This window comes from Chryseobacterium sp. BGA-UO-ETr-SB22 (assembly GCF_059567885.1).
Genome location: NZ_JCAQOV010000005.1, coordinates 1,551,254 through 1,572,411, shown reverse-complemented (window position 1 = coordinate 1,572,411; position 21,158 = coordinate 1,551,254). Strand labels below are relative to the sequence as shown.

The window sequence follows — 21,158 nt, the reverse complement described above, 5'->3', positions numbered from 1 at the left end:
CTCCTTATATTTTTAGTATTCCTCTGAACCCTCTTGCTGCATAATAAGAATCTGCACCATTGTGGTAGGTGAATACGGTGTTATATCGTCTGTCACAGAAAAGAGCGCCTCCAAGTTCTCTTACCTGTGATGGCGTTTTTATCCAGCTTGAGGTCTTTTGATCGAACTTTCCAAGTTCCTGAAGACTGCGGTATTGTTCTTCTGTTAAAAGTTCAATACCCATTTCTTTAGCTTTGTCGATGGCGTTGCTTTCCGGTTTGTTGGCTTTTCGGGCATCCCAGGCTGGGTAATCATAGCAAAGGCTTCTGCGTTTTGGGCTTTCCGGAGAACAGTCAACGAAAGAATATTCATCTGTTTTTTTATTGTAATCTACGATGTCGGGTTCACCTTCTGTAGTTTCCATTTCGTGTAAAGACCATATTTTTTCAGGGTTGGCTTCCAGTTTTTGCTGGATTTTTTCCCATTTCAGATCCTTATGACGGTTCATGTTTTTTTCAAAACGGGCTTTTAATGTTTGTAAAAGTTCGTTGGTTTGTTCTTGGGTCAGTTTCTTTTTCATATCAAATTTTGTTTTATTATTGATTGAATTGTTTTGTAGTGTTGGATAATCGCAGAGGCGCAAGTTTTGCAAATAAGAGTTTTTTTTAAGGCGCGAAGATTTTATCTAAAGATTAATCAATAATGGTAATTTTTCTGTCTGCAGGTCTGAAATACCAGGAAATAATAACCAGTACGAATAATAATACTGCCGGAAAGGTTCTTCCTGCCGTATCACCCACGATAAGATGGGAAACTACAGCGCCCGACATGACAAAGAAAAATCCTGCATAAGCCCATTCTTTTAACAACAGACGTTTTGGGATCAGTATAGCAATAACGCCCAATATTTTCCATATTCCGATAATGGTCATCAAATAGGAAGGGTAACCCAAATTAGTGAAATTGAGAAGTTCATCTTTACTTTTTATCAGCTGCACAATTGCGGTGGAAACCATTCCCAAGGCCATCCAAAGTGTAAATACCCAATAGATGATCTTTGTTCTTTTTTGTGATTGTTGTGGTGTGTTCATGATTTAGTTTTTATAGTGAATCGTTTAATCCTATTCCGTCCATGATTTGTGGAATGCATTTTTCAATGCGGGCTTCACGGGTTTTAGACTGTTTGGCAGAGGAAAAGTGGAGTAGATAGGCTCTTTGTCTTCCGGGAGTTAATGCTTTAAAAGCCTCTTGTAATGCAGGATCCTGATCAAGTTTATTTTGAAACTCTTCAGCTATTTCAAACTCTTTAGTTTTCTTCATTTCAACTTTAGCCCCTGATTCTTCAATTTCAACGGCTTCAAACATATAATTGCGAAGAATAGCTTCCAAATCATTGATTTGCTCTACATCTGTAAAACGAACCTGCCTTGCAGCCTGTACATTTTTAGATTGATGGATCAGAATTTTGTCCGGATCTTTCATCAATGCTCCTTTAAAGAAAAGGATCGCACAATATTCTTTAAAACCGTGGATCAGGAAAATATTTTTCCCTTCGTAGGTATAACAAGGACAGCCCCATTTTAGGTCTTCTACAAGGTCTGTGCTTAGGGCTATTGTTCTTAATTTTTCAAATTCTTTGTGCCATTGCTGACTTTTATCAAAGAAGAAATTCACTTTTGGATTCATGGTGTTGTATGTTTGAGGGTTTGTGAGTATTAGAGTGGGAGAGTTGGGTTTTTGGGTGGGATATAAATCTCGAAGCTCGCATCCCGCATATTTTGATTTAAGTATTTCCTATAACCTATTATCTGCTACCTGCTACCTAACAACTCCTGTAAACGATTATGAGCCATATTGATTCCCTGAGTGAATGGTAATTTCAGCATCTGGTTTCTGAAATCTACGGATTTATAGATTGTCTGAATCGTAAGTTTGCTGGTGGTATCCATTATTTTTTCAAATTCTAAAAACTCCATCTGAACAGGAAAAGGAGTATTTTCCATCTGAAAAGTTCTTATAATTTTATCATTATCTATCACTTCGTGAATGGTTCCATTGGCGCTGAAAACTACGTCACCTTGTGGATTGGAGGTTTCAAAGCGATAACTTCCGTGTTGTTTGTTTTCAAATTTTGTCACTTTGGTGCCCATCCATTGTTCGAAAAGTTCAGCTTCTGTATACGCTTTGAAGAGGAGTTCTACCGGAAGATCAAATTCTCTGGTGATGAAAATTTCCTGTTTTCCGTCTTCTGCGTGGATTTTTGTTTTAAGTTCCATATTTTGAGTTTTGGTGTGTGTTAGTGTATTAGAGTATTAGAGTAGGAGAGTTTTAGGGTTTGATGCGTGTTACGCGTTTCGGGTTAAGAGATTCGAGTTATTTTGTGGGTGAGGATTTTGAGATTTTAAACTGCACATCCCAAAAACCGCACCATGAATCTCGATAACCCGTATCTCGCATCACGTATTTTTATTTTGGTACGCTTTCATTACACTTTCCAGCTTGTTGAATTTCTCGTCCCACATTTTGCGGAAGGGTTCTATAAAATCGGCTATTTCTTTCATTTTATTGGGATTTAGGTGATAGATTATTTCGCGGCCGTTTTGTTCAGATCTTAGCAGTTCGCATTCTGTAAGGATCTGGAGATGCTTTGAAACGGTAGGTCTCGCCGTATCAAAATTAGAAGCAATAGCTCCAGCTGTCATCGACTGTGCCGCCACCAACATCAATATAGATCGTCTTGTAGGATCTGCTATCGCTTGAAATACATCTCTTCTTAAATTCATCGTGTAGTTATTTGACTACAAATATATGTGTAGTTATTTAGCTACGCAAATTTTTTATAATAAATTTTTGATTTTAATTAAAAAAGCTCAAAAATGTAGGGAAATACACTTTTGAGCTCTGTAATGTTACATTCCGAATAAAGAAGTACGCTTATGACCTTATTTCAATATCTTCAACTATATTTATGGCTTCTTGCAAATACAGGTCTTTTTGCAGATTTTTTACCCATACTTCAGATTTATTCTTGAAGGCTGCATCACTTTTCTCTCTTTCAATATCCTTTGGATACATAGTGAATTTAAGACCGCTTTCTAATGTTTTTAAAACTTTGAATTTATCATCCTGAGTTTTTCTCAGTTTTATAAGATCACTGTATTTTTGGATGCTAATGGGCACTGTTTTTTCTTTACCCAGGTTTTCTCTCCATTGGGCGTATTCAAGCAATAACTTATAATTATCGTTTTTAGCGATTCTCTCCTCACTTACTTTCTGCAAAGCCTGAATATTAATAAAGTTCTGTTTGTTGAAGTTTGTTCCCGGAATTTTATCCCAGGCCAATGCATAGTCATCATATTTTTCACCTATGTCTGCGTAAGAGAAAACATCTTTCATCTGAATATCTGAGCTTACTCCTTTTCTCTGTGTAGACTCACCTGTGATTCTGTAATATTTCTGAATGGTTAGTTTTATGGAACCAAAATCTTCCTGAGTATTTAGAAACCTGTTCAGATCTACAAATACCTGCACGGTTCCTTTTCCGTAAGATACAGGAGACCCCATGATAACGGCTCTTCCATAATCCTGCATCACACCGGCTAAAATTTCTGCTGCAGAAGCAGACAATTCATTTTGTAGAATCACAAGCGGACCGTTCCATATTGGCGCTTCATTTTTATTTTTTAAAGTTGTAATCTTTCCATTTCCGTCCTTCACCTGTACATATGGGCCTGTATCCATGAAAAGCCCCATAATATCACCAACTTCTGATAAAGATCCCCCGGAGTTGCCCCTAAGGTCAAGAATAATTCCCTTAATATTTTGCTCCTTCAGTTTGATGATCTCATTTTTAATATCATCAGATGCATTTCTTCCATTCTTATCTTGAAAATCTTCATTGAACTTTGGTAAATTGATCAATCCGTATTTTTTGTCGGCTGCATTTACAATAATACTTTTAGCGAAAGTATCTTCAAGAGTTATTTCTTCGCGGATTATGGTTACATCCTGAATGGTACCGTCTTTTTTCTCTACCGTAAAAGTTATGGGCGCACCTTTTTCCCCTCTGATTAATTTTATGGCTTCACTGGCAAGCATATCAACAACGTTTACAGGATCGGTATTGGGGTTAGATTTTATTTTTAAAATTTTATCACCTTCTGTCAGCTGTTTTGTCTTCCATGCCGGAGCTCCAATGGATAATGTACCGATGTAAAGGTTTCCTTTCTTTTCCTGAATCACCGCACCTATACCGATTATTTTTCCTTTGAAGTCGTTATCAAAATCTTCTTTGCCCTGTGGCGAATAATAATTGGTATGAGGATCAAAAATATGGGTATAGGAATTCATATATACCGTAAACCAATCCATTTTTTGTCTTTTCTTGAATCTGATAAATTTTTCCTCCAGAAGATCTTTTACATTTTCTGTCGCTTTTTTTATCTTTTCATCCTGGCTCAGTACTTCGGGCTTACTGTTGTTGTCTTTATTAGTAGAATCATCCTTCTTTTTTTCCTCGCTTTTCCTGTTTAGGGATTCTATTTCCTGGAGAATATTGTATTTCACATATTTCCTCCATTCATTATACTGCTGCTGCTTGTTGGGCGGTGAATTTTTCAGTTTGGGCTCTAGCGTTAATATTTCATCTTCTTCCAGATTGATTGGCTTACTGAAAATATCTTTGGTCATTTTATCAATTTCATCAATCCTTTGATACAATTTATCAACTGTCAGTTTATAAAAAGTCAGATCTCCGGTGTTCAGATAATCATCCAATTTGGTTTCATACTTACGAAACTCATCCATATCAGATTGCAGGAAATAAGTTTTTGTAGGATCTATCGATTCAAAATACTGTTTATAAACTTCTTTTGAATAAGCATCATTAATAGGTTTTGGACTGTAATGCAGATAAGACAAAATATTCTTTGTATTGACCATAATGATCTGCATCTTTTCTTCTTCATTGATGGCAGGACGAAAACCGAACAAGGAAAATGAAAGTGGAAGAAGAAGTAAAAAACGAACGGTTTTAAAATTTTTCAACATATCTCTGATTGTGCTTTTAATTGAAAACTATCTTTGTTTGTTGTCATTAATTGATCTTTTTTCAATTTAATGATTGAAAATAGTAGTAAACAGGAGTTTTCAATGTGCTTTTATAAAAATCATGTGAATGTATGAAAAATATTTATAATAAGTATTTGTGGGGGAGGATTTTAAGATAAGTTTAAGGTTTAATAACAGCCATCTGTATTAAAATAAATGATACGAACAAAACTGTTCTTATTAGCTACGCTATTCTTTTTATATTAAATCAATTATTGTATTTCTTATTTCTTTATAAATGGAAGAATGGCTTTCATTATTTTTTCCAGAGCATTAATTGGAGAGCCTACCGCAGAATAGTTTTCTTTCCGGAGATCAGAATGGCAGGGAAGTGGCTGCAGGATTGTGGTTTTGAGCCGGGAGATAAAGTGCTGGTGACGGTCAGCAAAAATCAGATTATTTTAGAAAAAGAAGTAGTGAGCTATGAATTATAGGTATGTTGACGGATTTTGATGATTTCCTGGAGGTTTTTTAGAGTATACTAATTTGTGATATTTGCGTGATATTGGGAGAATTTTTTTTTAAACGCAAAGTTTTATGTGATGAGGTGCTTTATTTTAGGGAGCTAAGAGTGGGCAAGTGAACTTGCCAGATTAAGGTGTTGGATAGTTTCGGCCGCTTGCGGCCGAAATATATGCCGTTACGAGAATGCTATTGTAGAAGGAAATAATCATCTATCTAAGAAAAGTAGAGTAGTTATTTTCTTCCTGACGGATGTTATTGAACAGATTGAATATCAATCTTGTTTTTGTCTGTTTAAGGTTCTGACCGCTTCTTGGGATTTAAGAAGGATTTTTTGTTTTTTCTTTACAAAAATGTCTTTCCAAAAATATATGGATTACGGTCATAAAAATGGTAATGTTTTTCTGCTTTTTCAATTGGGTAGGTTTGTTATTTTTATTAGCACACTAAAAAGTGTGTTGTCTAATGACTGCAAATGTATAAAATAATTGTGTAAACAGAAAGATAAATTAAATAGAATTGTTCTTATTATAAAATTAAAGCTCAAAAATTTTTATATTGATAATTTTTAACCGCAAAAGGCGCAAAATTTTTAAATACTTAAGTTTTTTTAAGCCAGGCTTTATGCATAATAACTGCACCTGAGTTTCTGTGAGAATTTTAAATTTTCATCTTATAATACTTCAAATAAATTCTTGAAAATGTATTGAGAAAAGCTATCCTTAGGAAAATACTTACCTTTGCAGTCCGGTGTTTTCTATACATTAATCAATATTATCATAGATGAAATTTTTACTAGACTTTTTATTTCGTGTTTTGCAGCTTTTTGCAGAACCTTATTTCTTATTACTTCTTGCGGTAGTTATAATCGCGCTGTTGAAAAGAAAAAGCAAAAGCAAAAGCAAAAGCAAAAGCAAAAATCTGAGAATAGGAATTGGTATCTCGGTAATTTTAATCATCATTTTTATAGGAAATGGTTTTCTGGGTAAACTAGCCTCGGGATATCTGCAGAACAGTTATACCCATACTTCTGAGATAAAAAGTACAGCTTCTCAGAATCCTGTGATTGTCGTATTAGGAGGCGGAGTTGTAGATATTAACAATACAGAAAAACTGCATACCATGTCTTATTCCAGAGTCGTTACAGCCTATCAATTGTATCATGAATTCAAGAAAAACAATACGTCTTGTAAAATAGTCATTTCAGGAAAGGGAAGTGGACATACGAGTGAAGCGGAATTATTCAGTGATAACTTTAAAAAAATGGGAGTATCAGATTCTGATATTATTAAGGAAGATAAAAGCATGAATACGTATCAAAATGCAAAATTCTCAAGTCCGATTATAAAGAAGCTGGCTCCTACAAGTGTATATCTGGTTACTTCGGGTTTTCATATGAAAAGATCTGTTTCTCTGTTTCAGATATTTGGCTTAAAACCTATTCCGCAGGTATCAGATTTTATAGATACTGAAATAACGGTTTTTCCCAACAGCTATAATGCAGCATTTACTTTTGTAATGCTTAAAGAGATTGTGGGAATATGGCAGGTACAGTTATATAATAGCCTGGGAATGAATAAGTAGTATTTTTCAGCTTATTACAGATAAAACCGGACACTTAAAGTTAATTTGAGTGTCCGGTTTTTGTTTAAATAAAATGATTTAGATTACTTTATTATTTTGCTTTCTTCATCGAAATCAATGTCTGCAAAACTACAGAAGCAATAATAAATGCCAATCCTATATAAAACGAAAGATTAACTTCTTTGCTTTCATCGAAAAATAAAAAAGCAATAATAATAGCATATACCGGCTCCAGATTGAAGGTTAAGTTAACCGTAAAGGCTGGAATTTTCTTTAAAACTTCTGCAAATATCACATAAAGTCCTACAGTACAAAAAAGTGCTAATAGCCCCAAATAAGCCGTGTTTTTTAAGTCAGGAACTATGCTATCTGCCTTGAAATAGAGGAGGTAAATGGGCAAAATTGCTCCGAGGCATACAGTACCGGCAAGCATCTGGTAATAGTTGATAATAATACTGTCAAAACGCTGAACCAGACGTTCATTATAAATAGTATAAAGCGCAGCAACTGCAGAAGAGAATACACCTAGAATAATTCCCACTTGATAAGATGCATCGAAATGGAAGATGAGACTGATTCCCAGAAGTGTCAAAGTACTGAGTCCCAATTCTGATAGCTTGAATTTCTGTTTGTCAATAACTGGTTTCAATAAAGCTGTAAAAAAGCTGGTGAGACAATAGCATACAACTCCAATTGATATATTGGAATATTTGATACTTGCATAGAAAAGTACCCAATGTAAAGTAATAAGAAGTCCTGCCTGAGCGATTTTCAGTTTTTCTTTTCCTGAAGTCATATTTGGAATTTTAAATATTTTCAGGATAAAAAACAGAATAATACAAGAAAACAGAACTCTGTACCAGGTTAAAAGCCCTTCGTTAAGTGATATTAATTTTCCGAATACCCCTGTAAATCCAGCCAGTACTACGGCCAGATGCAATAATAAATATGATTTTTTCATTAGATAATGAACTGTAAAAGATTTGAATTAATTTTTTTGTTAGAATTAGAAGCATAAACAATCTTGTTGTTAATTAGTTAACAACATAAGTACACTTCAAAATATTAAGGTGCCGGAGGAGGCAGACAGTTCGATCGGTTCATATGTATCTGTTGAATGTCAAATATAGAGAAAAATATTTCAAATGGTTACATATAAAGAACATTAAATTTGTGTCCATCAGGATCTGCAAATACAAAACCGTAATAATTTTCTCCAAAACTTTCAGGTTCTGAAACAATAGTTCCACCGGCATTTTTTACTTCTTGAGCCCATTCGTTTACCTGTTCTTTACTTGCTGCAGAAAGGGTAAAGATGATCTCATTGGAACTTTGAGGATCTCCAAATTTCATTGTTTTTAAGTTCCTTTCTATGATATTTTTTAAGAAAAAATGAATGATAAATTCATTTTCACCAGCAAAAAAGCTGACCAATTCATTAGAGGTGTGCGGATTATTGGGCTTGAATCCCAGCTCAGTATAAAATTTCTGTGTGCGTTCAAGGTCGGCTACAGCCAGATTGGCCCAGATCATTTTAGGTTTCATACTATTTTATTTTTTGGTTAGGATAAAGGTATTGAGTTTCATGATCATAAAAGCTGTCATGTGGCAAGATTTTGTAATTTTAAGATCAGAGAGAGTTCTTAATTGCTTCAATTTAACATAATATATAGCAAAAAAAATAAATTATAGGAATATGACTGAGAGTATTGTGAATAAAATCAAAGAGTTAGGAGGAAATATAGACGCTGTAAGTATTGACAAAAATTTTGCCGAGAACTGGCGGAGTATTAGATTTGGACATCATCTTTATGACAGAGATTGGGATGTTTACGGAATAGATGAGTATTATGAAAAATATAAAACCTTATATCATAATGATCAGGAAGGTTTTTACAAGAATTTATTAGAACATTATTTTTCTGACCATGAATTGCCATATGGGCAATATTTCCTCAGAGATTGGTTTTTCACGCCGTTTAAGAAAGGTACAGAGGATCACGAAGAATTGGACGGCCTTATAGATGAGCATGAATTAAAAGAAATTGTAGAAGGCTCTGAAATGGAATTTATTTGCCTATTTTATTTTTACGGTTATCATGATCATTTTTTTGTCTGCACAACAGATCCTGATCAGGAAAATCCTGTGGTGTACAGTACAGATCATGAAGTTTATTTTCAGGAGATTGAAAACGAAGGAAGGCTGCAAGATTTTCTGGATCGGTTTATGACCAAGGAAGAGTTCTTAGAAACAGTTAAAGAATATTTAAAAGGAAAATGATAAAAAATAAGGGATTCTGGAGTCCTTAGTACTCTCTTCCAGGATTATAATAAATGTCCTATAATTTATATTATGTTAAATTGAATATTATTTGAGTTTTCAAAGGTTCAAAGAAATGTCAGATTTTATTATTTTACTGTTGAAGTTATTATATCAAATTTTTAAAGCAATAGTAAATCATCAATATTGTCTTTGATAGCCATCAGCGTATTGTATGTAGTTTTTTGTCATTATTTAATCTTAATGTTGTTGTAAATAATCCATCGCTTTAAATTCCCTACCATTCTTTTTAAATGATCTTCATTCAAAAAAATATTGGTCCAATAATCAAATCTGTCACACTGAACACTGATATAATAGGTCATGATTGCTAAACATGCATAAGGTAAAAACTTTTTTTCTTCATTACTTATTTTAGTTACAGTCTCATATCCTTTTATGAAGCTATCTGCCTTTACCTGATATTCCTCTTCGTTCAAATGGGTTGACAATAACTGAAACATGAAATAAGAAATGTCAAAGCATAAATAGCCGTTGCCACAAAAATCAAAGTCAAAAAATGTTATTTCTTTTTCATTATCAATGTGCAAATTGTCAAACCAAACGTCAAGATGAACAGTTCCATATCTCATTTTCTGTTGGTCAATATTTTCCATTTTTAGCGTTAAAAAAGCAGAAAGGGTTTCTAAAAATTCAATTTCGCTGCTATTTTTACTATAGAATTCTTTTATTCTTACAACAGGTTTCTTAAGAAGGTTTTGAGCATTATAGGACATTCTCTTCAGTTCGATATTTTCTGTGGATTGATGAACTTTTGCTAATGCCTGCCCTATCAGAAAGCTTGTTTCGGGTGAAAATTTTGCTGTTTTTATACCCTTAGCAAATGAAAACAAAACACCAAATCTTATTCCTTCTGGAGCTTCGATTTCTTGAATGAATTTGTTCGATTTATCAGCTATTGGAAAAGCAACCTGTTTACCTGCTTCTTTTAAAAGAATTAAAAGTCTTACTTCTTCTTCAATTTCTAATTGAGTCCGCCAATTGTGGGTGTAAACTCTAAAAACATATTGGTTTTCGCCATCATGAACAATATATAAATGATTCATAGCCAGTCGAAATATGCTGCATTCCGTTTTGTCGGTTAGCTCATATTTTTGTTGAATAAGTTGTCCAAGTCCAGTGGGTGAAAGTGTACTGTTTATTGTGGGAAATTTTTCTGTCATTGATTCGCAGCTCATAGTTATTTTTAAAATCTGTGCAATTTCGCTAACATTTTTCGATTTTACGCATAAAAAACTCCAAAATCCGTAGATTTTGGAGCTGATTTTTATAAATAGCCTCCCGGCTGATCTCTTATTGCTTGATTATTTTAGTGAAAACAGTATCACCTTTTAAGAAATAATCTCCTGATGGATATTCTGTAAGATCAATTGTGTTCTTCCCTTTTCTAAACAACATATTTTTAATGAGGTTACCGTTGATATCATATAAATAAACACTTTCGTCTGCTGAAGATTCCACATTGATCACTCCTATCGTTGGATTAGGATAAGCGGAAGTTTTAGTTTTTGCTGAAACTTCTCTTGTTGACAGAAAACAACCGGAAATATAGGAATCTCCAATAATATTAAACCCTTTGTTGATCAGTTGGGCTCTGGCCAGCATAGCTTGTTGTGTAGAATAAACAAGACCTGTTGCATCTATAGTTCCGGACGTTATTGTAGAGTTCGGCCATGTAGGATTATTATTCAGAGCAATGAGAAAATTGCTGTAATTGGTACACGATAAACCTGCATTTTTAAATCCGAAATAAATTGAATCCCAGCTGAAGTTTTGAAGTTTGATATTCCACCCAGAAATATCCTGGTCAAAATGTGAAGCACCCGCAAACATATTAAATCCTGCAAAATAATCAACTTTACTTACATCCCAGTTTCCGATGGGCTGATTGAATGATACTGCATTTTCAAACATATACTCAAAATCTGTTACTTTACCTGTATTCCAGTTATTAAGAGGCTGATTAAATGCTGCTGCATTATAAAATGTATAGCGGAAATTAGTAGCATTTTCTGTATTCCACGAATTTAATGGCTGGTTGAAAGCTGTCGCATCCGAAAACATGGAAGAGAAATCAGTTCCGGATATCGTGTTCCAGGCAGAAATATCTTGATTGAAAGAAGAGGCAGAAGCAAACATGCCGCTAAAATTTGTTACATTTGCTGTATCCCAGTTTCCAATATTCTGATTAAACAGAGTCGCTCCGCTGAACATGCCACTCATGTCTGTAATATGGTATGGATTCCAGTAAGAAAATGAAGTGTGGCCTGTCAAAGATGAACAGTTAAGGAACATTTGTGATAAACTGGTTACCTGTGTCATATCAGGAGTGTCTGCAGCCGTTACGTTAAGATTAGGACAGTTTGCAAATGCCCTGTCGAATTGCTGAAGCCATGTAGCATTTCCCCACTGGCTGAGTTCTATGAGTTCCTGATTTCCTCCGGGAGGCATAATGCCGGTATTGGCTCTGAATCCATAAAATAATCCATTACCGCCGGATGCTTTTACTTCGTAGGTTGCCTGCAGAGGATCTGCCTGTAATGATGGCCCGAAATTTATGGTTATCGGATTGTTGCTGTTAGAGGTTACAGCATCCATGAGTCCGTTATGCTGAGGATATCCTACTTCTTCCCAATAAATGGTGTAATCGGTTCCTGTACCGCCAAAGTTTATTGAATGATCAATAATGCCATTTGCATTTGGCTTCCAGATAGTAACAAATTCATTCTGCGCATAAGAAATGAAAAATAAAAAAAGAAAAATGATTATTAGTTGTTTTTTAAACATAAATAAAAAAGAGTTGGTTTAAGGTTAAAATTTGGTTTAGTAAGACAATTAATTTCCCGGGATTCTTTATCTTATCTCTAATACAAAGATAGAGACGCACAGCGACAGAACTTGTCGTATTAAAAGTTTTCACCTCTTTTTTTTAAGTTTTTTTTGATAATTTTTGTATAAATAAACGGGATGAAAACCACCAGAAAAGGTTTGTATTATAAGGCTGATTTTGAATAGATAACCTAAAAAAAATCTGCAGCTATTAATTAATAATAACTGCAGAAATAATATTGGTTTATATTGTTATTTTCACCCCGGCTGAAATATTAATTCCAGGAAGAGGACTTAGAAATTTTAACTGAGAGTTTTGAAGTCTTGCTTCGGTGTTCAGCAGATTATTTCCAATAAGATAATATTCCAGATCGCCAATACCTAAACTGCTGTCTTTATAGGCTAAACGGACATTCAGTAATGAAAATGCCGGCATAGGAAGCTCAGGATTAATATTTTTCCCTAAATATTTTTGTTTTAAATAATGGTCTAAACTTATATTCAGGCTGAAGTTCTGCAGTGTTCCTTCCAGATTGAATCCAAAACGGCTTGTGGGCATATTGGGCATATAATCGCCATCACTCCATTTTCTTATGGAACTGTCGGCTACACTTATATTTCTCACTAAATCATAGTAACCGCCAATCTCCCACTTCCCTATTTTTCCTAGATCTGCTTTGTAAGCGGCTTCTGCTTCAATTCCGTTGATTTCCGTATCATCAGAACGCCATTCTTTAACAAGGAAAACTTCTCTGGAAAGTCCTGTGTGGGCAAGATAAATATAATTTTTATATGAAGTATGGTACCAGCTGGCAGATATCCGTAGTTTTTTCAGATTTAAACCTCCTCCCAATTCAACAGTGTTTGCCGTTTCTTTATCTAATCTGTCATCCCCATTTTCTTCTGTAAGAATGGCAAAATGATTATTTCCTGCATACATCTCGTTCACTTCCGGCGCTCTTTCTGAATGGTTGTATTGTACTTTCAGATAAGCTTTTTTTAAGATATTCCATTGTGCTGAACTTTGGAACTGATGAAGGGTAAAGTCTCTGTCACTGAGTTTTCCACCGGAAAGTCCGCGGCTTCTGACGTATTTATCATCTGCTTCGGCCCTGCGTTGTACATGTTCATTTCTATATCCAAAATCCATCTGAATGGTATTAAAGTCAAGGTGCTGCATCGTAAAGATTCCGATTTCGCGGCTTATAGTATTGGGCAGGTATCTCTGGCTTCCAGTTCCTTCCATATCTCTGTATTGTACTTCAAGACCAGTGGTTCCTGTTAGAAATTTTAATTTCTGCTGTGTAATTTCAAGACGTCCATTGTGCTGGTTTATCACAAACTGATTAGCTCTGAAATTATCGAGAAGTTCTGCATTTTTTGAGAATACTCCCATATAGTTTAGTTTGATTCCGGAAATTGGAAAATTTGTAAATCTGTAAGCCGTTTCCAGCATAGCTTTATGGGATAAACTTCTGATATTAATAGGAAGATATTCTATCTTTTGCTGTGGTTTTCCATGAGTATGCTTGGGAATTTTAGCAATTGCATATCCAGGAACTCCAAAATAAGAATAAGAATTTTGATAAGCTCCTCCTGCATAAAAAGATTTTCCGATATAGCTGGTCCCAACATAGAATGAATTGCTTTCAGAGTGGCTGTTGGGGATAACACCGTCTTTTGTTTCCACATAATCTCTGATGCCGTTTACCTCACTTTTGTATCGGTCTTTCGATGGATCCTGACCTGGAACGTAAAGGTCATTCTTGGGATTAGGATAATTTTTACCGTCTGCAGGGTTATAATAGGTAGAACTGAAGGTGTAAAGATCATCTTCGGACAGTTCATAGTCTATCATATGATCTTTGGCAAACTGGCTGATGTAGGGAAAGAGGCTTTTGTTTAAAACACGCCTGGAATCCACATCTACCTGACATAATGATTGTAAAATACTATTGAAACCCATCAGGTTAGGATCATAACATCTGCTGTCCTTAGATTTTCCCGGAATTCTTACAATATCCTGTTTGTGGTTGCTTCCTCCTACAGTCCATATCCAGTTTTTTGCAATGACACCTTTTGCAGCAAACGCCTGTTTCTGTCCGCTATTGCTTCCGCCTTCTAGAAGTCCTTTTACATTTATTTTTTTATCCGGTAATTGTCGGGCAATATAATCGGTTTCAATATCAATGGCTCCTCCAATAGTTTTTCCTCCATATAAAACTGAAGCGGAGTTCTTATAAACTGTAATATTTTGGACACTATTCATCTCAATGTCCGTATTAAAGTCAGGGCTTATTCCCGAAAGATCATTTACTGCTGTTCCATTTTCCAGTATTTTTACCCGGTTTCCGCTCAGACTTCGGATAACAGGAGCTCCGGAATTGGGACCGTATCCTGAGTTTTGAATCCCGGGAATTTTGCTTAATGTTTCTCCCAATGTTCTGGACTGAATGAAATCCAGTTTTTTTCTTGAAATATTGACGGAATTGTAATTGGTCTTTCCCTGTATCTGGACAGATTCAATATCCTTTACGGTCTTTTTTTCAGGATTAAGTTTCTGCGCCTTCAGAATGGATGAGGAATACATCAGTGTGCTTCCTATCAAAAAATAAACGGTCTTTTTCATATGCATATACTTTAATAATCCGGCAAAGCTAGATAATTAAATTTATTAATGCAACTTTGTTGCTTTATTGATTTGTTGAAAATTTCCATGTTTAAGCCTAAGTAACTGAAAAAATAGGGCTGTCGGTTATTTACTGCTCTCAGTACTTTCTGTAGTGCATAAAAAAACCACTCTGAAAAGAGTGGCTGAACTATTAATTATAATATTATAAACTTGTTTAATTTCAAGCACATTAGTTTGGATATTTTATAGCATCCGTCAGCTCTATCGGATTGTTGTATTTTTTCAGACGAGACTGGATTGTTTTGGTCATTTCTCTGAAATCAGGCTTCACCTCTTTTCCTTTTTCATCTATAAATTTTGCTTGCACATTACTTGATTTCATTTCTCTTAAAGGGTCATTATAGTAATCTAAAGATACTTTCTGTAACTGCTTTTGCGGAACAGTAAGTGCTCCTTTGTACATATTCTCAAAATCTAAAGTATCAGATTTTTTCTTTATAGAATAAAGATTAAACTTATAAGAGCCTGTAGAATCTGCCATCTCGATGATTAATCCGGGTAAATTTCGAAAAATATAAGGTCCGGCCTGAATGGGGACATCTTGAGTATACCATGCTTCCCAGGTTCTTCCTTTATATTTTAAAATTGCTTTTCTACACAGGTAAGTGCTTATTTTTTTAGTCTCTGGTTTAAGTTCCCAGTTTAGATTTACCAATTCTTTTATTTTGTATGTATCTCTGAAAAAGAAATAATATTTAAAACTTATGTTTTCTTCATCGTTAATTACTAAAAAGCTGTTATCTCCTATCGCAGATCCTTTAAATCCTGTACTTCTAAGTGAATCTACCTGATATTGTTTTTCAGTCATAAATTTAGATTTTCCACCCTGAACAAAAAGCAGCATGCTTTTATTTGTTGTTTCGGAGCTTAAAGAGTCTTCTTTATAAGTAAGTTGGTAATCAATCCGGAAATTCTGGGCAAAAAAATTAGAGGATAGAAAAATGAGGACTAGGTTTATTAAAATTTTATAATTCATAATAAATATGGATTTATCATTTAATTGAATTCTGCTGCGTAGGGATTATAATTGCAGTTTACTTTATATCCGATGTTAGCTTTCTCCGGAATATAGGTCGTTGTACAACAATATCTGAATTCACAGACATTACAAGGCTCAATCTCATCTCTTTTAATATTCCATAATTTCGATAATTTTTTTACAGTACTGGTTTTTATTTCTTCAAAATTATCCAAAATATTTCCGTAGCTGTTTTTATCTGAAAAATTATGTTTTATATTTCCGTTTCCATCAATAAATATAGTCTTGAATAATGCTAAATTATAATTTTTTGCCACATTATACGCATTAATACTTATGGCAATATCGTACAGATTAAATCGGGTTAAAAATAATTTAGAATCATCACTGGTGATATAATTTTTAATAATATCATTACTTTTTACAGATCGTTTTCTTGGAGAATTAAATAACGTAATAGAAGTAATCCGTTTATTATCATACACTTTTTTATTTATTTTTTGGTTGGGGAAAGAAAGTGATAAATTAATAACCCTAGAATATTTCAGGGCTGATAATATCCCCAGTAGCTGCTCCATACAGCTTTCACTATCTATATGAAGATGTAGTCTTCTGATACCCAATTGCTGAATATTTTTCGCAAACATATCCATATTATCATAAATATGCTGTGATAAAACAACCGTTGCAAAAAGGATTTCTGAGGTGTCCTCATTGATACTGATTTTAGATAGCTCTGGGAAAGATGGGCTGCTGGAATAAAAAATAAATTCTTTTTTTTCTAAAAAAATCAGATATTCTTTGGCTATTTTATTGGATTTATATTCTTCCAAAACATCGCCGACTTTTCTCCCTCTGATATCTTCAACAAAATCTATTAAAGTATTGGGTATGAATTCTATAGTTTCTCTTTGGATATCATATATTGTACTTCTTTCAAAACCTCTTACCAATATACAACAGGAAAAGAAGTTGACATATTTGTCTTTATTGCTCTGTATATAAATTGATCCCATCTTTGTATATTCTTAAACAGTGTATTTCCGATTGATGAATGGATGTTGTGACTTGTCTGCTCAGATTATTCCTTCTTGCCTTTTTAGTATCTGGAAAAGGAAAAATATGTGAAAAAACAATAGGAAATAATTCCTTATTATGCTTTAATTCTTGTATTAAACTTTTTTTCATGTGTTCATGGTTTTTAGACAATGAGCGACTTCGTAATGAAGATTATAATTACATGGCAAAGATGTCATTCTGAACTGGCCGGAAGGATTTACTTCCAAAAAATAATATTCGCCGTCATCAGCTTTTATCATGTCTACAGAACCCGTATTCAATCCTATTTTTTTCATCAGAGCAGATATTTTTTTATCCACAGCATCCGGGAGAGTATAAGATACATATCTGTTAGGACTCTCGTAGTTGACTTGTCTGTAATCTGTTTTTGTCTGGGCATCATTTTGAGAAAATATAGCCATACTGTAATTCTTTCCGTTCAGGTGGAAGATCCTAAGCTCATATTCTTTGTTGATCATTTCCTGAAATAAACTCGGAAAGAAGTTTTTATAGCTTTTAATTCTTTTCTCGCTCAATTGAGTAGTGAAAAAAAAGAACGCTTTATCATCAATACCGATGACCGATCCTTCATTTATAGATTTAGTAATATACGGCTGGTCATAGTTTAAGTTATCCGAATTGTTAGTTATATACGTTTTAGGAATTTTAATGCCTGTCTCATGAGCAGCCATTAAAGTTCCTATTTTAGTCATGGATTCCAGTTTCTGATAATGATTAAGCCATTTTTTATCTTTTAAAAATTCAAAAAATATATTTAATGTAGAAATATATTCTGATTCTAAGTAATTTAATAATTCTATATTTTTTTCAGTCTTTATATTTTCTTTATACCTGTTAAAAAATCCGAATTTCCTAAACCAAACACATTTGATTTCTGACATATCCACTTTTCCAAAAAAATGATTTTCTACAATCAATTTAGGATGTGGCTGTAATTCAACATACATTTTGGTTTTTCCAGTAAATAAATCCAGGTCGTTAATTCTTATATACTTTTCGCCAAGAATTGACAAGTGTTCCATTACCCAATTCGTATCATCATCTTTGGGGGTAGATAAAATTAAAATCATGCTATAATAATTTGAAAAAATTATTTGGAAGTAAGTGATAGAGATTGAAATTTGCCTATTCTAAAGGCTTCTTTCTCTATGGAATTACAAAAAAAGACAAAAAAAGTCACCTCAATACAATTGAGGTGACCATTTTTAGCTTGTAATTACTTACGATCCCAAGATGAGTCATCAGCTGTACCTCCATTATAAATAAGGGTAATACAGTTGCCCATTTCAGCATCTAACACCAATTGATTTTGTTGATTTTGTAATCCTGCATAAACAGTTTTTAAATCACCTAATTTTTTACCTTTTAAGGATTCTAGTGACTTTTTAGAATTTTGATTTTCTTTTTTCATGGTTAAAATGTTAAAGATTAGATTTCAAAAGTATAGAAAAAAAATAATGTTAACTCTAATAATTTGTGGTTTTTTTATTATGTTAAATCCTTTATACAAAGGGTTTTATAGCGTAATTCAATATTGTGTGAGTATTTTTCACCACACAAACAAGTAGTTTTAGACACCAAATAGTGTTCTATTATAGATAGTTAGCACATGAATTTTATCATGTAATAATGTTCATTTTTATAGATTAATTTTATAGTAATGGAAGCTAAAAACTAGGAAAAAAAATTTATGAAACAGTAATTTTTTTTCATTTTGTTGTCTTTTGTATAGTAAATACCTAAAATTTTGAATGTATAATTGTACATATTGGAAAATTTCAGACAGTTATCAGCGAATATGGAATACTATTATTGAAAGAAATAATAAAAAACCAGTTTAAAAAAACTAAAAAATGGGTTTTAAGACAGACATGAAATAATCTGGATTGATACCTTTTCATATTAATTGAAGAACAGAAAAGTTATGAAGTTGTCTCCCATGAAGGAAGCTCTCGTGATGTTATATTAACCGCTTAAATCTTAAAAGTTATAAATAGAAAGGTTCTCTTTAAGATTCAGCTCAAATTTTTCTGATGGAATTATGCAATACACGATGATTAAAATTAAATAGGTTATTTATTTAATTTTTAAAATAAAAAAGAGACTGTCTAATAAGACAGCCTCATAATTTTTTACATGTAATGCTTACTGACTAGCAAGTAGAACCACACTCAAGTAATTTGATGTGGATTACACCATTAACAACACATTGTGTCTGGCATAAAGCGTTAGTTACAACAGTGCTTACACCTCCTAATACGCCACCAACTGTAGATCCTACGCCAGTAACTACGCCACCAACGATAGTACCTACTCCGCCTACTACTCCACCTACAACACCTCCTAGTCCACCTAGAAGTCCGCCGATTGGATCTAGTAATCCGTTACCTGAAATAGCTTTTAATTCGTTTCTGTCTAATTTTTTTAAGTTTTTCATAACTATAATTTTATATGATTATTACATCACGAATATATGAATAATAATATTACAATTGCAAATTATTTTCAATAAATTAAGTATATGTTTTTATTATTTAATATTTCATTAATATATATGTATTTTAATAAAAATATGGTTTTCACTTATATGTGATTGATTTACTAAATGTTAAAAATAATAACTCAATTTGTGAAATTTAGAGTTATTATTTCGGTACTAAATTTCGTTTATTAATGATTATTATTTAACTTATGCAAAGCCTTCTATATTTGTTTAGAAATCACGCTTTCGCACAATAAAATTGAATATTTGGGTATGAAAATTTCCTCGTTTTAGTAAAAATGGACAGGAGACCAGTCAAATTTCCTTATATCTTATAGTAAAACCTACTCCGGTGGTTGGTGGCGCATTCAAATTTTGTATTTTTGCTTACATATTTTTATCAATGTCAATTTTTTCAAATAATATACGCTTCTTAAGAGCCAAGAGAAAGCTCTCCCAACAAAATGTAGCCGATGAACTGATGATCTCCAGAGTCCGGTATTCAAAATATGAGAACGGAATATCTGAACCTCCTATCGAACTGCTTGTAAAAATCTCCAAATACTTTCATGTAAGCATTGATCTTATGCTGTCAGTAGATATTCAGAAATATCCTATGGATGATATGCTGAAACTTCCGGATAACAGAATTGTTCTTCCGGTAGCGGTAGATGCGCAAGGAAATGATACAATAGAAATTATTCCTCAAAAAGCTTCTATGGGATATCTGGAAGGTTACAGTGATGTAGATTATATTGAAAGTCTTCAGCGTATTGCTCTTCCCTTTCTTACCAACGGAAAATACAGAGCATTCCCGGCAGATGGAGATTCTATGCCTCCATTTAGAAATGGTTCCTATATTGTAGGAAAATATGTAGAAGGAATCAATGATTTGAAACAAGGGAAAACCTATGTTTTCGTTACGTTGAATGATGGTATTACCTATAAACGTTTTAAGGAAAGAAAAGAAAATGCAATCTGTGTAAGTGCTGACAATTCTTTTTATGAGCCTTATGAGATTCCGTTTGAAGAAGTTGTAGAAATCTGGCAGTATGCTTCAGGAATATTTCCGGAGGATTTTGAGCCTGGAGACTATGAAAGCTACAATTTTAAAGAAATGTTCCGTGAGCTGAGACAGGACATCAGGGATCTTGATAAAAAGGTTTCCGGTCGCCGCCGTAAACAGCCTTAATATTCAATTATCCTTATTATATAGTATACTCCTGATTTTATAAACCGGGAGTATACTATATATGATTTTGTTATTCTTGAGTTATAGTTCGTCTGCGAGCTCAATCCATACCGGAGCATGATCGCTGCTTTTTTCCCATCCACGTACATGGCTGTCTACTCCACCAGACTGCAGCCGTTTCTGGAGATAAGGACTCAGTAAAATATGGTCCAGCCTCATGCCTGCATTCCTGTCGTAAGCTTTATATAAGTAATCCCAGAAGGTATATTTTTTTCTTCAGGATAAAGGCTTCGTATTGAATCAAGCCATCCTTTCTTCTGAAGCATCTTTACCATTGCGGGTGAGGATCACTTCGTGCCCTTCTTTTAATAATTTGTGCTCTATCGTTTTTAGAATCAGTTCGTCGTCTTCAGCGATTAGAATCAACAT

General features: G+C 33.7%; 22 protein-coding genes. 4 read left to right on the top strand and 18 right to left on the bottom strand.

Going from position 1 to position 21,158, the window contains the following annotated elements:
• Positions 1–4: 4 nt before the first annotated feature.
• From AC57AW_RS14460 to AC57AW_RS14435, 6 genes are all read right to left on the bottom strand, one after another.
• On the bottom strand, positions 5–559 hold the full coding sequence (locus tag AC57AW_RS14460; protein ID WP_496352455.1) for a DUF4256 domain-containing protein: 555 nt from the start codon (positions 557–559) through the stop codon (positions 5–7).
• A gap of 112 nt (positions 560–671) precedes the next feature.
• Positions 672–1,070 carry a DoxX family protein gene (locus AC57AW_RS14455; RefSeq protein WP_496352454.1) on the bottom strand — a complete coding sequence of 133 codons (399 nt, stop codon included), beginning with the start codon at positions 1,068–1,070 and terminating at the stop codon, positions 672–674.
• A gap of 10 nt (positions 1,071–1,080) precedes the next feature.
• Entirely contained in the window at positions 1,081–1,665 is a 585-nt protein-coding gene (locus tag AC57AW_RS14450) for a YdeI/OmpD-associated family protein (RefSeq protein ID WP_318845707.1), read from the bottom strand.
• A 125-nt stretch (positions 1,666–1,790) separates the two neighbouring features.
• A complete protein-coding gene (locus AC57AW_RS14445; protein ID WP_496352453.1) occupies positions 1,791–2,255 on the bottom strand; it encodes an SRPBCC domain-containing protein in 465 nt (154 codons plus the stop codon).
• 180 nt (positions 2,256–2,435) lie between these two features.
• Entirely contained in the window at positions 2,436–2,762 is a 327-nt protein-coding gene (locus AC57AW_RS14440) for an ArsR/SmtB family transcription factor (RefSeq protein ID WP_309511942.1), read from the bottom strand.
• A 151-nt stretch (positions 2,763–2,913) separates the two neighbouring features.
• Positions 2,914–5,028 (bottom strand): carboxy terminal-processing peptidase, encoded by a 2,115-nt coding sequence (locus tag AC57AW_RS14435; RefSeq protein WP_496352452.1) that lies wholly within the window; start codon positions 5,026–5,028, stop codon positions 2,914–2,916.
• Positions 5,029–5,303: 275 nt separating this feature from the next.
• Between AC57AW_RS14435 and AC57AW_RS14430 the strand changes: the two genes are divergently transcribed.
• Both AC57AW_RS14430 and AC57AW_RS14425 read left to right on the top strand, forming a co-directional pair.
• The gene (locus AC57AW_RS14430) at positions 5,304–5,522 is read left to right on the top strand and encodes a SymE family type I addiction module toxin (RefSeq protein ID WP_496352451.1); all 219 of its coding nucleotides are present in this window, start codon (positions 5,304–5,306) and stop codon (positions 5,520–5,522) included.
• A gap of 811 nt (positions 5,523–6,333) precedes the next feature.
• A complete protein-coding gene (locus tag AC57AW_RS14425; RefSeq protein ID WP_496352450.1) occupies positions 6,334–7,134 on the top strand; it encodes a YdcF family protein in 801 nt (266 codons plus the stop codon).
• Positions 7,135–7,225: 91 nt separating this feature from the next.
• Here the strand turns inward: AC57AW_RS14425 and AC57AW_RS14420 are convergent, their stop codons facing one another.
• Both AC57AW_RS14420 and AC57AW_RS14415 read right to left on the bottom strand, forming a co-directional pair.
• The gene (locus AC57AW_RS14420; RefSeq protein WP_496352449.1) at positions 7,226–8,095 is read right to left on the bottom strand and encodes a DMT family transporter; all 870 of its coding nucleotides are present in this window, start codon (positions 8,093–8,095) and stop codon (positions 7,226–7,228) included.
• Between the two features lie 188 nt (positions 8,096–8,283).
• Positions 8,284–8,679, bottom strand: a complete 396-nt coding sequence (locus tag AC57AW_RS14415; RefSeq protein ID WP_496352448.1) for a VOC family protein — start codon at positions 8,677–8,679, stop codon at positions 8,284–8,286.
• Between the two features lie 151 nt (positions 8,680–8,830).
• On the opposite strand from AC57AW_RS14415, the gene AC57AW_RS14410 reads away from it, so the two are divergent.
• Positions 8,831–9,415 (top strand): hypothetical protein, encoded by a 585-nt coding sequence (locus AC57AW_RS14410; RefSeq protein ID WP_496352447.1) that lies wholly within the window; start codon positions 8,831–8,833, stop codon positions 9,413–9,415.
• Between the two features lie 230 nt (positions 9,416–9,645).
• Here the strand turns inward: AC57AW_RS14410 and AC57AW_RS14405 are convergent, their stop codons facing one another.
• The 8 genes from AC57AW_RS14405 to AC57AW_RS14370 form a co-directional block, all read right to left on the bottom strand.
• Entirely contained in the window at positions 9,646–10,638 is a 993-nt protein-coding gene (locus tag AC57AW_RS14405; protein ID WP_496352446.1) for a phosphotransferase, read from the bottom strand.
• A gap of 130 nt (positions 10,639–10,768) precedes the next feature.
• Positions 10,769–12,262 (bottom strand): BspA family leucine-rich repeat surface protein, encoded by a 1,494-nt coding sequence (locus AC57AW_RS14400; RefSeq protein WP_496352445.1) that lies wholly within the window; start codon positions 12,260–12,262, stop codon positions 10,769–10,771.
• A gap of 286 nt (positions 12,263–12,548) precedes the next feature.
• On the bottom strand, positions 12,549–14,933 hold the full coding sequence (locus AC57AW_RS14395; protein WP_496352444.1) for a TonB-dependent receptor: 2,385 nt from the start codon (positions 14,931–14,933) through the stop codon (positions 12,549–12,551).
• 232 nt (positions 14,934–15,165) lie between these two features.
• A complete protein-coding gene (locus tag AC57AW_RS14390) occupies positions 15,166–15,972 on the bottom strand; it encodes a GLPGLI family protein (protein ID WP_496352443.1) in 807 nt (268 codons plus the stop codon).
• 20 nt (positions 15,973–15,992) lie between these two features.
• On the bottom strand, positions 15,993–16,991 hold the full coding sequence (locus AC57AW_RS14385) for a hypothetical protein (protein WP_496352442.1): 999 nt from the start codon (positions 16,989–16,991) through the stop codon (positions 15,993–15,995).
• Between the two features lie 168 nt (positions 16,992–17,159).
• On the bottom strand, positions 17,160–18,125 hold the full coding sequence (gene gwsG, locus AC57AW_RS14380) for a grasp-with-spasm system ATP-grasp peptide maturase (protein ID WP_496352441.1): 966 nt from the start codon (positions 18,123–18,125) through the stop codon (positions 17,160–17,162).
• A gap of 146 nt (positions 18,126–18,271) precedes the next feature.
• Positions 18,272–18,466, bottom strand: a complete 195-nt coding sequence (locus AC57AW_RS14375) for a hypothetical protein (protein ID WP_223600701.1) — start codon at positions 18,464–18,466, stop codon at positions 18,272–18,274.
• Positions 18,467–19,207: 741 nt separating this feature from the next.
• On the bottom strand, positions 19,208–19,492 hold the full coding sequence (locus tag AC57AW_RS14370) for a bacteriocin-like protein (protein WP_496352440.1): 285 nt from the start codon (positions 19,490–19,492) through the stop codon (positions 19,208–19,210).
• Between the two features lie 448 nt (positions 19,493–19,940).
• Here AC57AW_RS14370 and AC57AW_RS14365 point away from each other — a divergent pair, with 448 nt between their 5' ends.
• On the top strand, positions 19,941–20,729 hold the full coding sequence (locus AC57AW_RS14365) for an XRE family transcriptional regulator (protein ID WP_496352439.1): 789 nt from the start codon (positions 19,941–19,943) through the stop codon (positions 20,727–20,729).
• Between the two features lie 81 nt (positions 20,730–20,810).
• Here AC57AW_RS14365 and AC57AW_RS14360 read toward each other — a convergent pair whose 3' ends face one another.
• Together AC57AW_RS14360 and AC57AW_RS14355 are read right to left on the bottom strand one after the other, a co-directional pair.
• A complete protein-coding gene (locus AC57AW_RS14360) occupies positions 20,811–20,948 on the bottom strand; it encodes a hypothetical protein (protein ID WP_496352438.1) in 138 nt (45 codons plus the stop codon).
• An 81-nt stretch (positions 20,949–21,029) separates the two neighbouring features.
• On the bottom strand, positions 21,030–21,158 hold the full coding sequence (locus AC57AW_RS14355; RefSeq protein ID WP_496352437.1) for a hypothetical protein: 129 nt from the start codon (positions 21,156–21,158) through the stop codon (positions 21,030–21,032).

Bases quoted from the DNA above. Each gene is read 5' to 3' on its own strand.
- AC57AW_RS14400 (WP_496352445.1), bottom strand. From the start codon at position 12,262: ATGTTTAAAAAACAACTAATAATCATTTTTCTTTTTTTATTTTTCATT.
- AC57AW_RS14460 (WP_496352455.1), bottom strand. From the start codon at position 559: ATGAAAAAGAAACTGACCCAAGAACAAACCAACGAACTTTTACAAACA.
- AC57AW_RS14395 (WP_496352444.1), bottom strand. From the start codon at position 14,933: ATGAAAAAGACCGTTTATTTTTTGATAGGAAGCACACTGATGTATTCC.
- AC57AW_RS14375 (WP_223600701.1), bottom strand. From the start codon at position 18,466: ATGAAAAAAGAAAATCAAAATTCTAAAAAGTCACTAGAATCCTTAAAA.
- AC57AW_RS14415 (WP_496352448.1), bottom strand. From the start codon at position 8,679: ATGAAACCTAAAATGATCTGGGCCAATCTGGCTGTAGCCGACCTTGAA.
- AC57AW_RS14435 (WP_496352452.1), bottom strand. From the start codon at position 5,028: ATGTTGAAAAATTTTAAAACCGTTCGTTTTTTACTTCTTCTTCCACTT.
- AC57AW_RS14445 (WP_496352453.1), bottom strand. From the start codon at position 2,255: ATGGAACTTAAAACAAAAATCCACGCAGAAGACGGAAAACAGGAAATT.
- AC57AW_RS14420 (WP_496352449.1), bottom strand. From the start codon at position 8,095: ATGAAAAAATCATATTTATTATTGCATCTGGCCGTAGTACTGGCTGGA.
- AC57AW_RS14365 (WP_496352439.1), top strand. From the start codon at position 19,941: ATGTCAATTTTTTCAAATAATATACGCTTCTTAAGAGCCAAGAGAAAG.
- AC57AW_RS14390 (WP_496352443.1), bottom strand. From the start codon at position 15,972: ATGAATTATAAAATTTTAATAAACCTAGTCCTCATTTTTCTATCCTCT.
- gwsG (WP_496352441.1), bottom strand. From the start codon at position 18,125: ATGATTTTAATTTTATCTACCCCCAAAGATGATGATACGAATTGGGTA.
- AC57AW_RS14450 (WP_318845707.1), bottom strand. From the start codon at position 1,665: ATGAATCCAAAAGTGAATTTCTTCTTTGATAAAAGTCAGCAATGGCAC.
- AC57AW_RS14370 (WP_496352440.1), bottom strand. From the start codon at position 19,492: ATGAAAAACTTAAAAAAATTAGACAGAAACGAATTAAAAGCTATTTCA.
- AC57AW_RS14440 (WP_309511942.1), bottom strand. From the start codon at position 2,762: ATGAATTTAAGAAGAGATGTATTTCAAGCGATAGCAGATCCTACAAGA.
- AC57AW_RS14405 (WP_496352446.1), bottom strand. From the start codon at position 10,638: ATGACAGAAAAATTTCCCACAATAAACAGTACACTTTCACCCACTGGA.
- AC57AW_RS14385 (WP_496352442.1), bottom strand. From the start codon at position 16,991: ATGGGATCAATTTATATACAGAGCAATAAAGACAAATATGTCAACTTC.
- AC57AW_RS14425 (WP_496352450.1), top strand. From the start codon at position 6,334: ATGAAATTTTTACTAGACTTTTTATTTCGTGTTTTGCAGCTTTTTGCA.
- AC57AW_RS14410 (WP_496352447.1), top strand. From the start codon at position 8,831: ATGACTGAGAGTATTGTGAATAAAATCAAAGAGTTAGGAGGAAATATA.
- AC57AW_RS14355 (WP_496352437.1), bottom strand. From the start codon at position 21,158: ATGTTGATTCTAATCGCTGAAGACGACGAACTGATTCTAAAAACGATA.
- AC57AW_RS14455 (WP_496352454.1), bottom strand. From the start codon at position 1,070: ATGAACACACCACAACAATCACAAAAAAGAACAAAGATCATCTATTGG.
- AC57AW_RS14360 (WP_496352438.1), bottom strand. From the start codon at position 20,948: ATGAGGCTGGACCATATTTTACTGAGTCCTTATCTCCAGAAACGGCTG.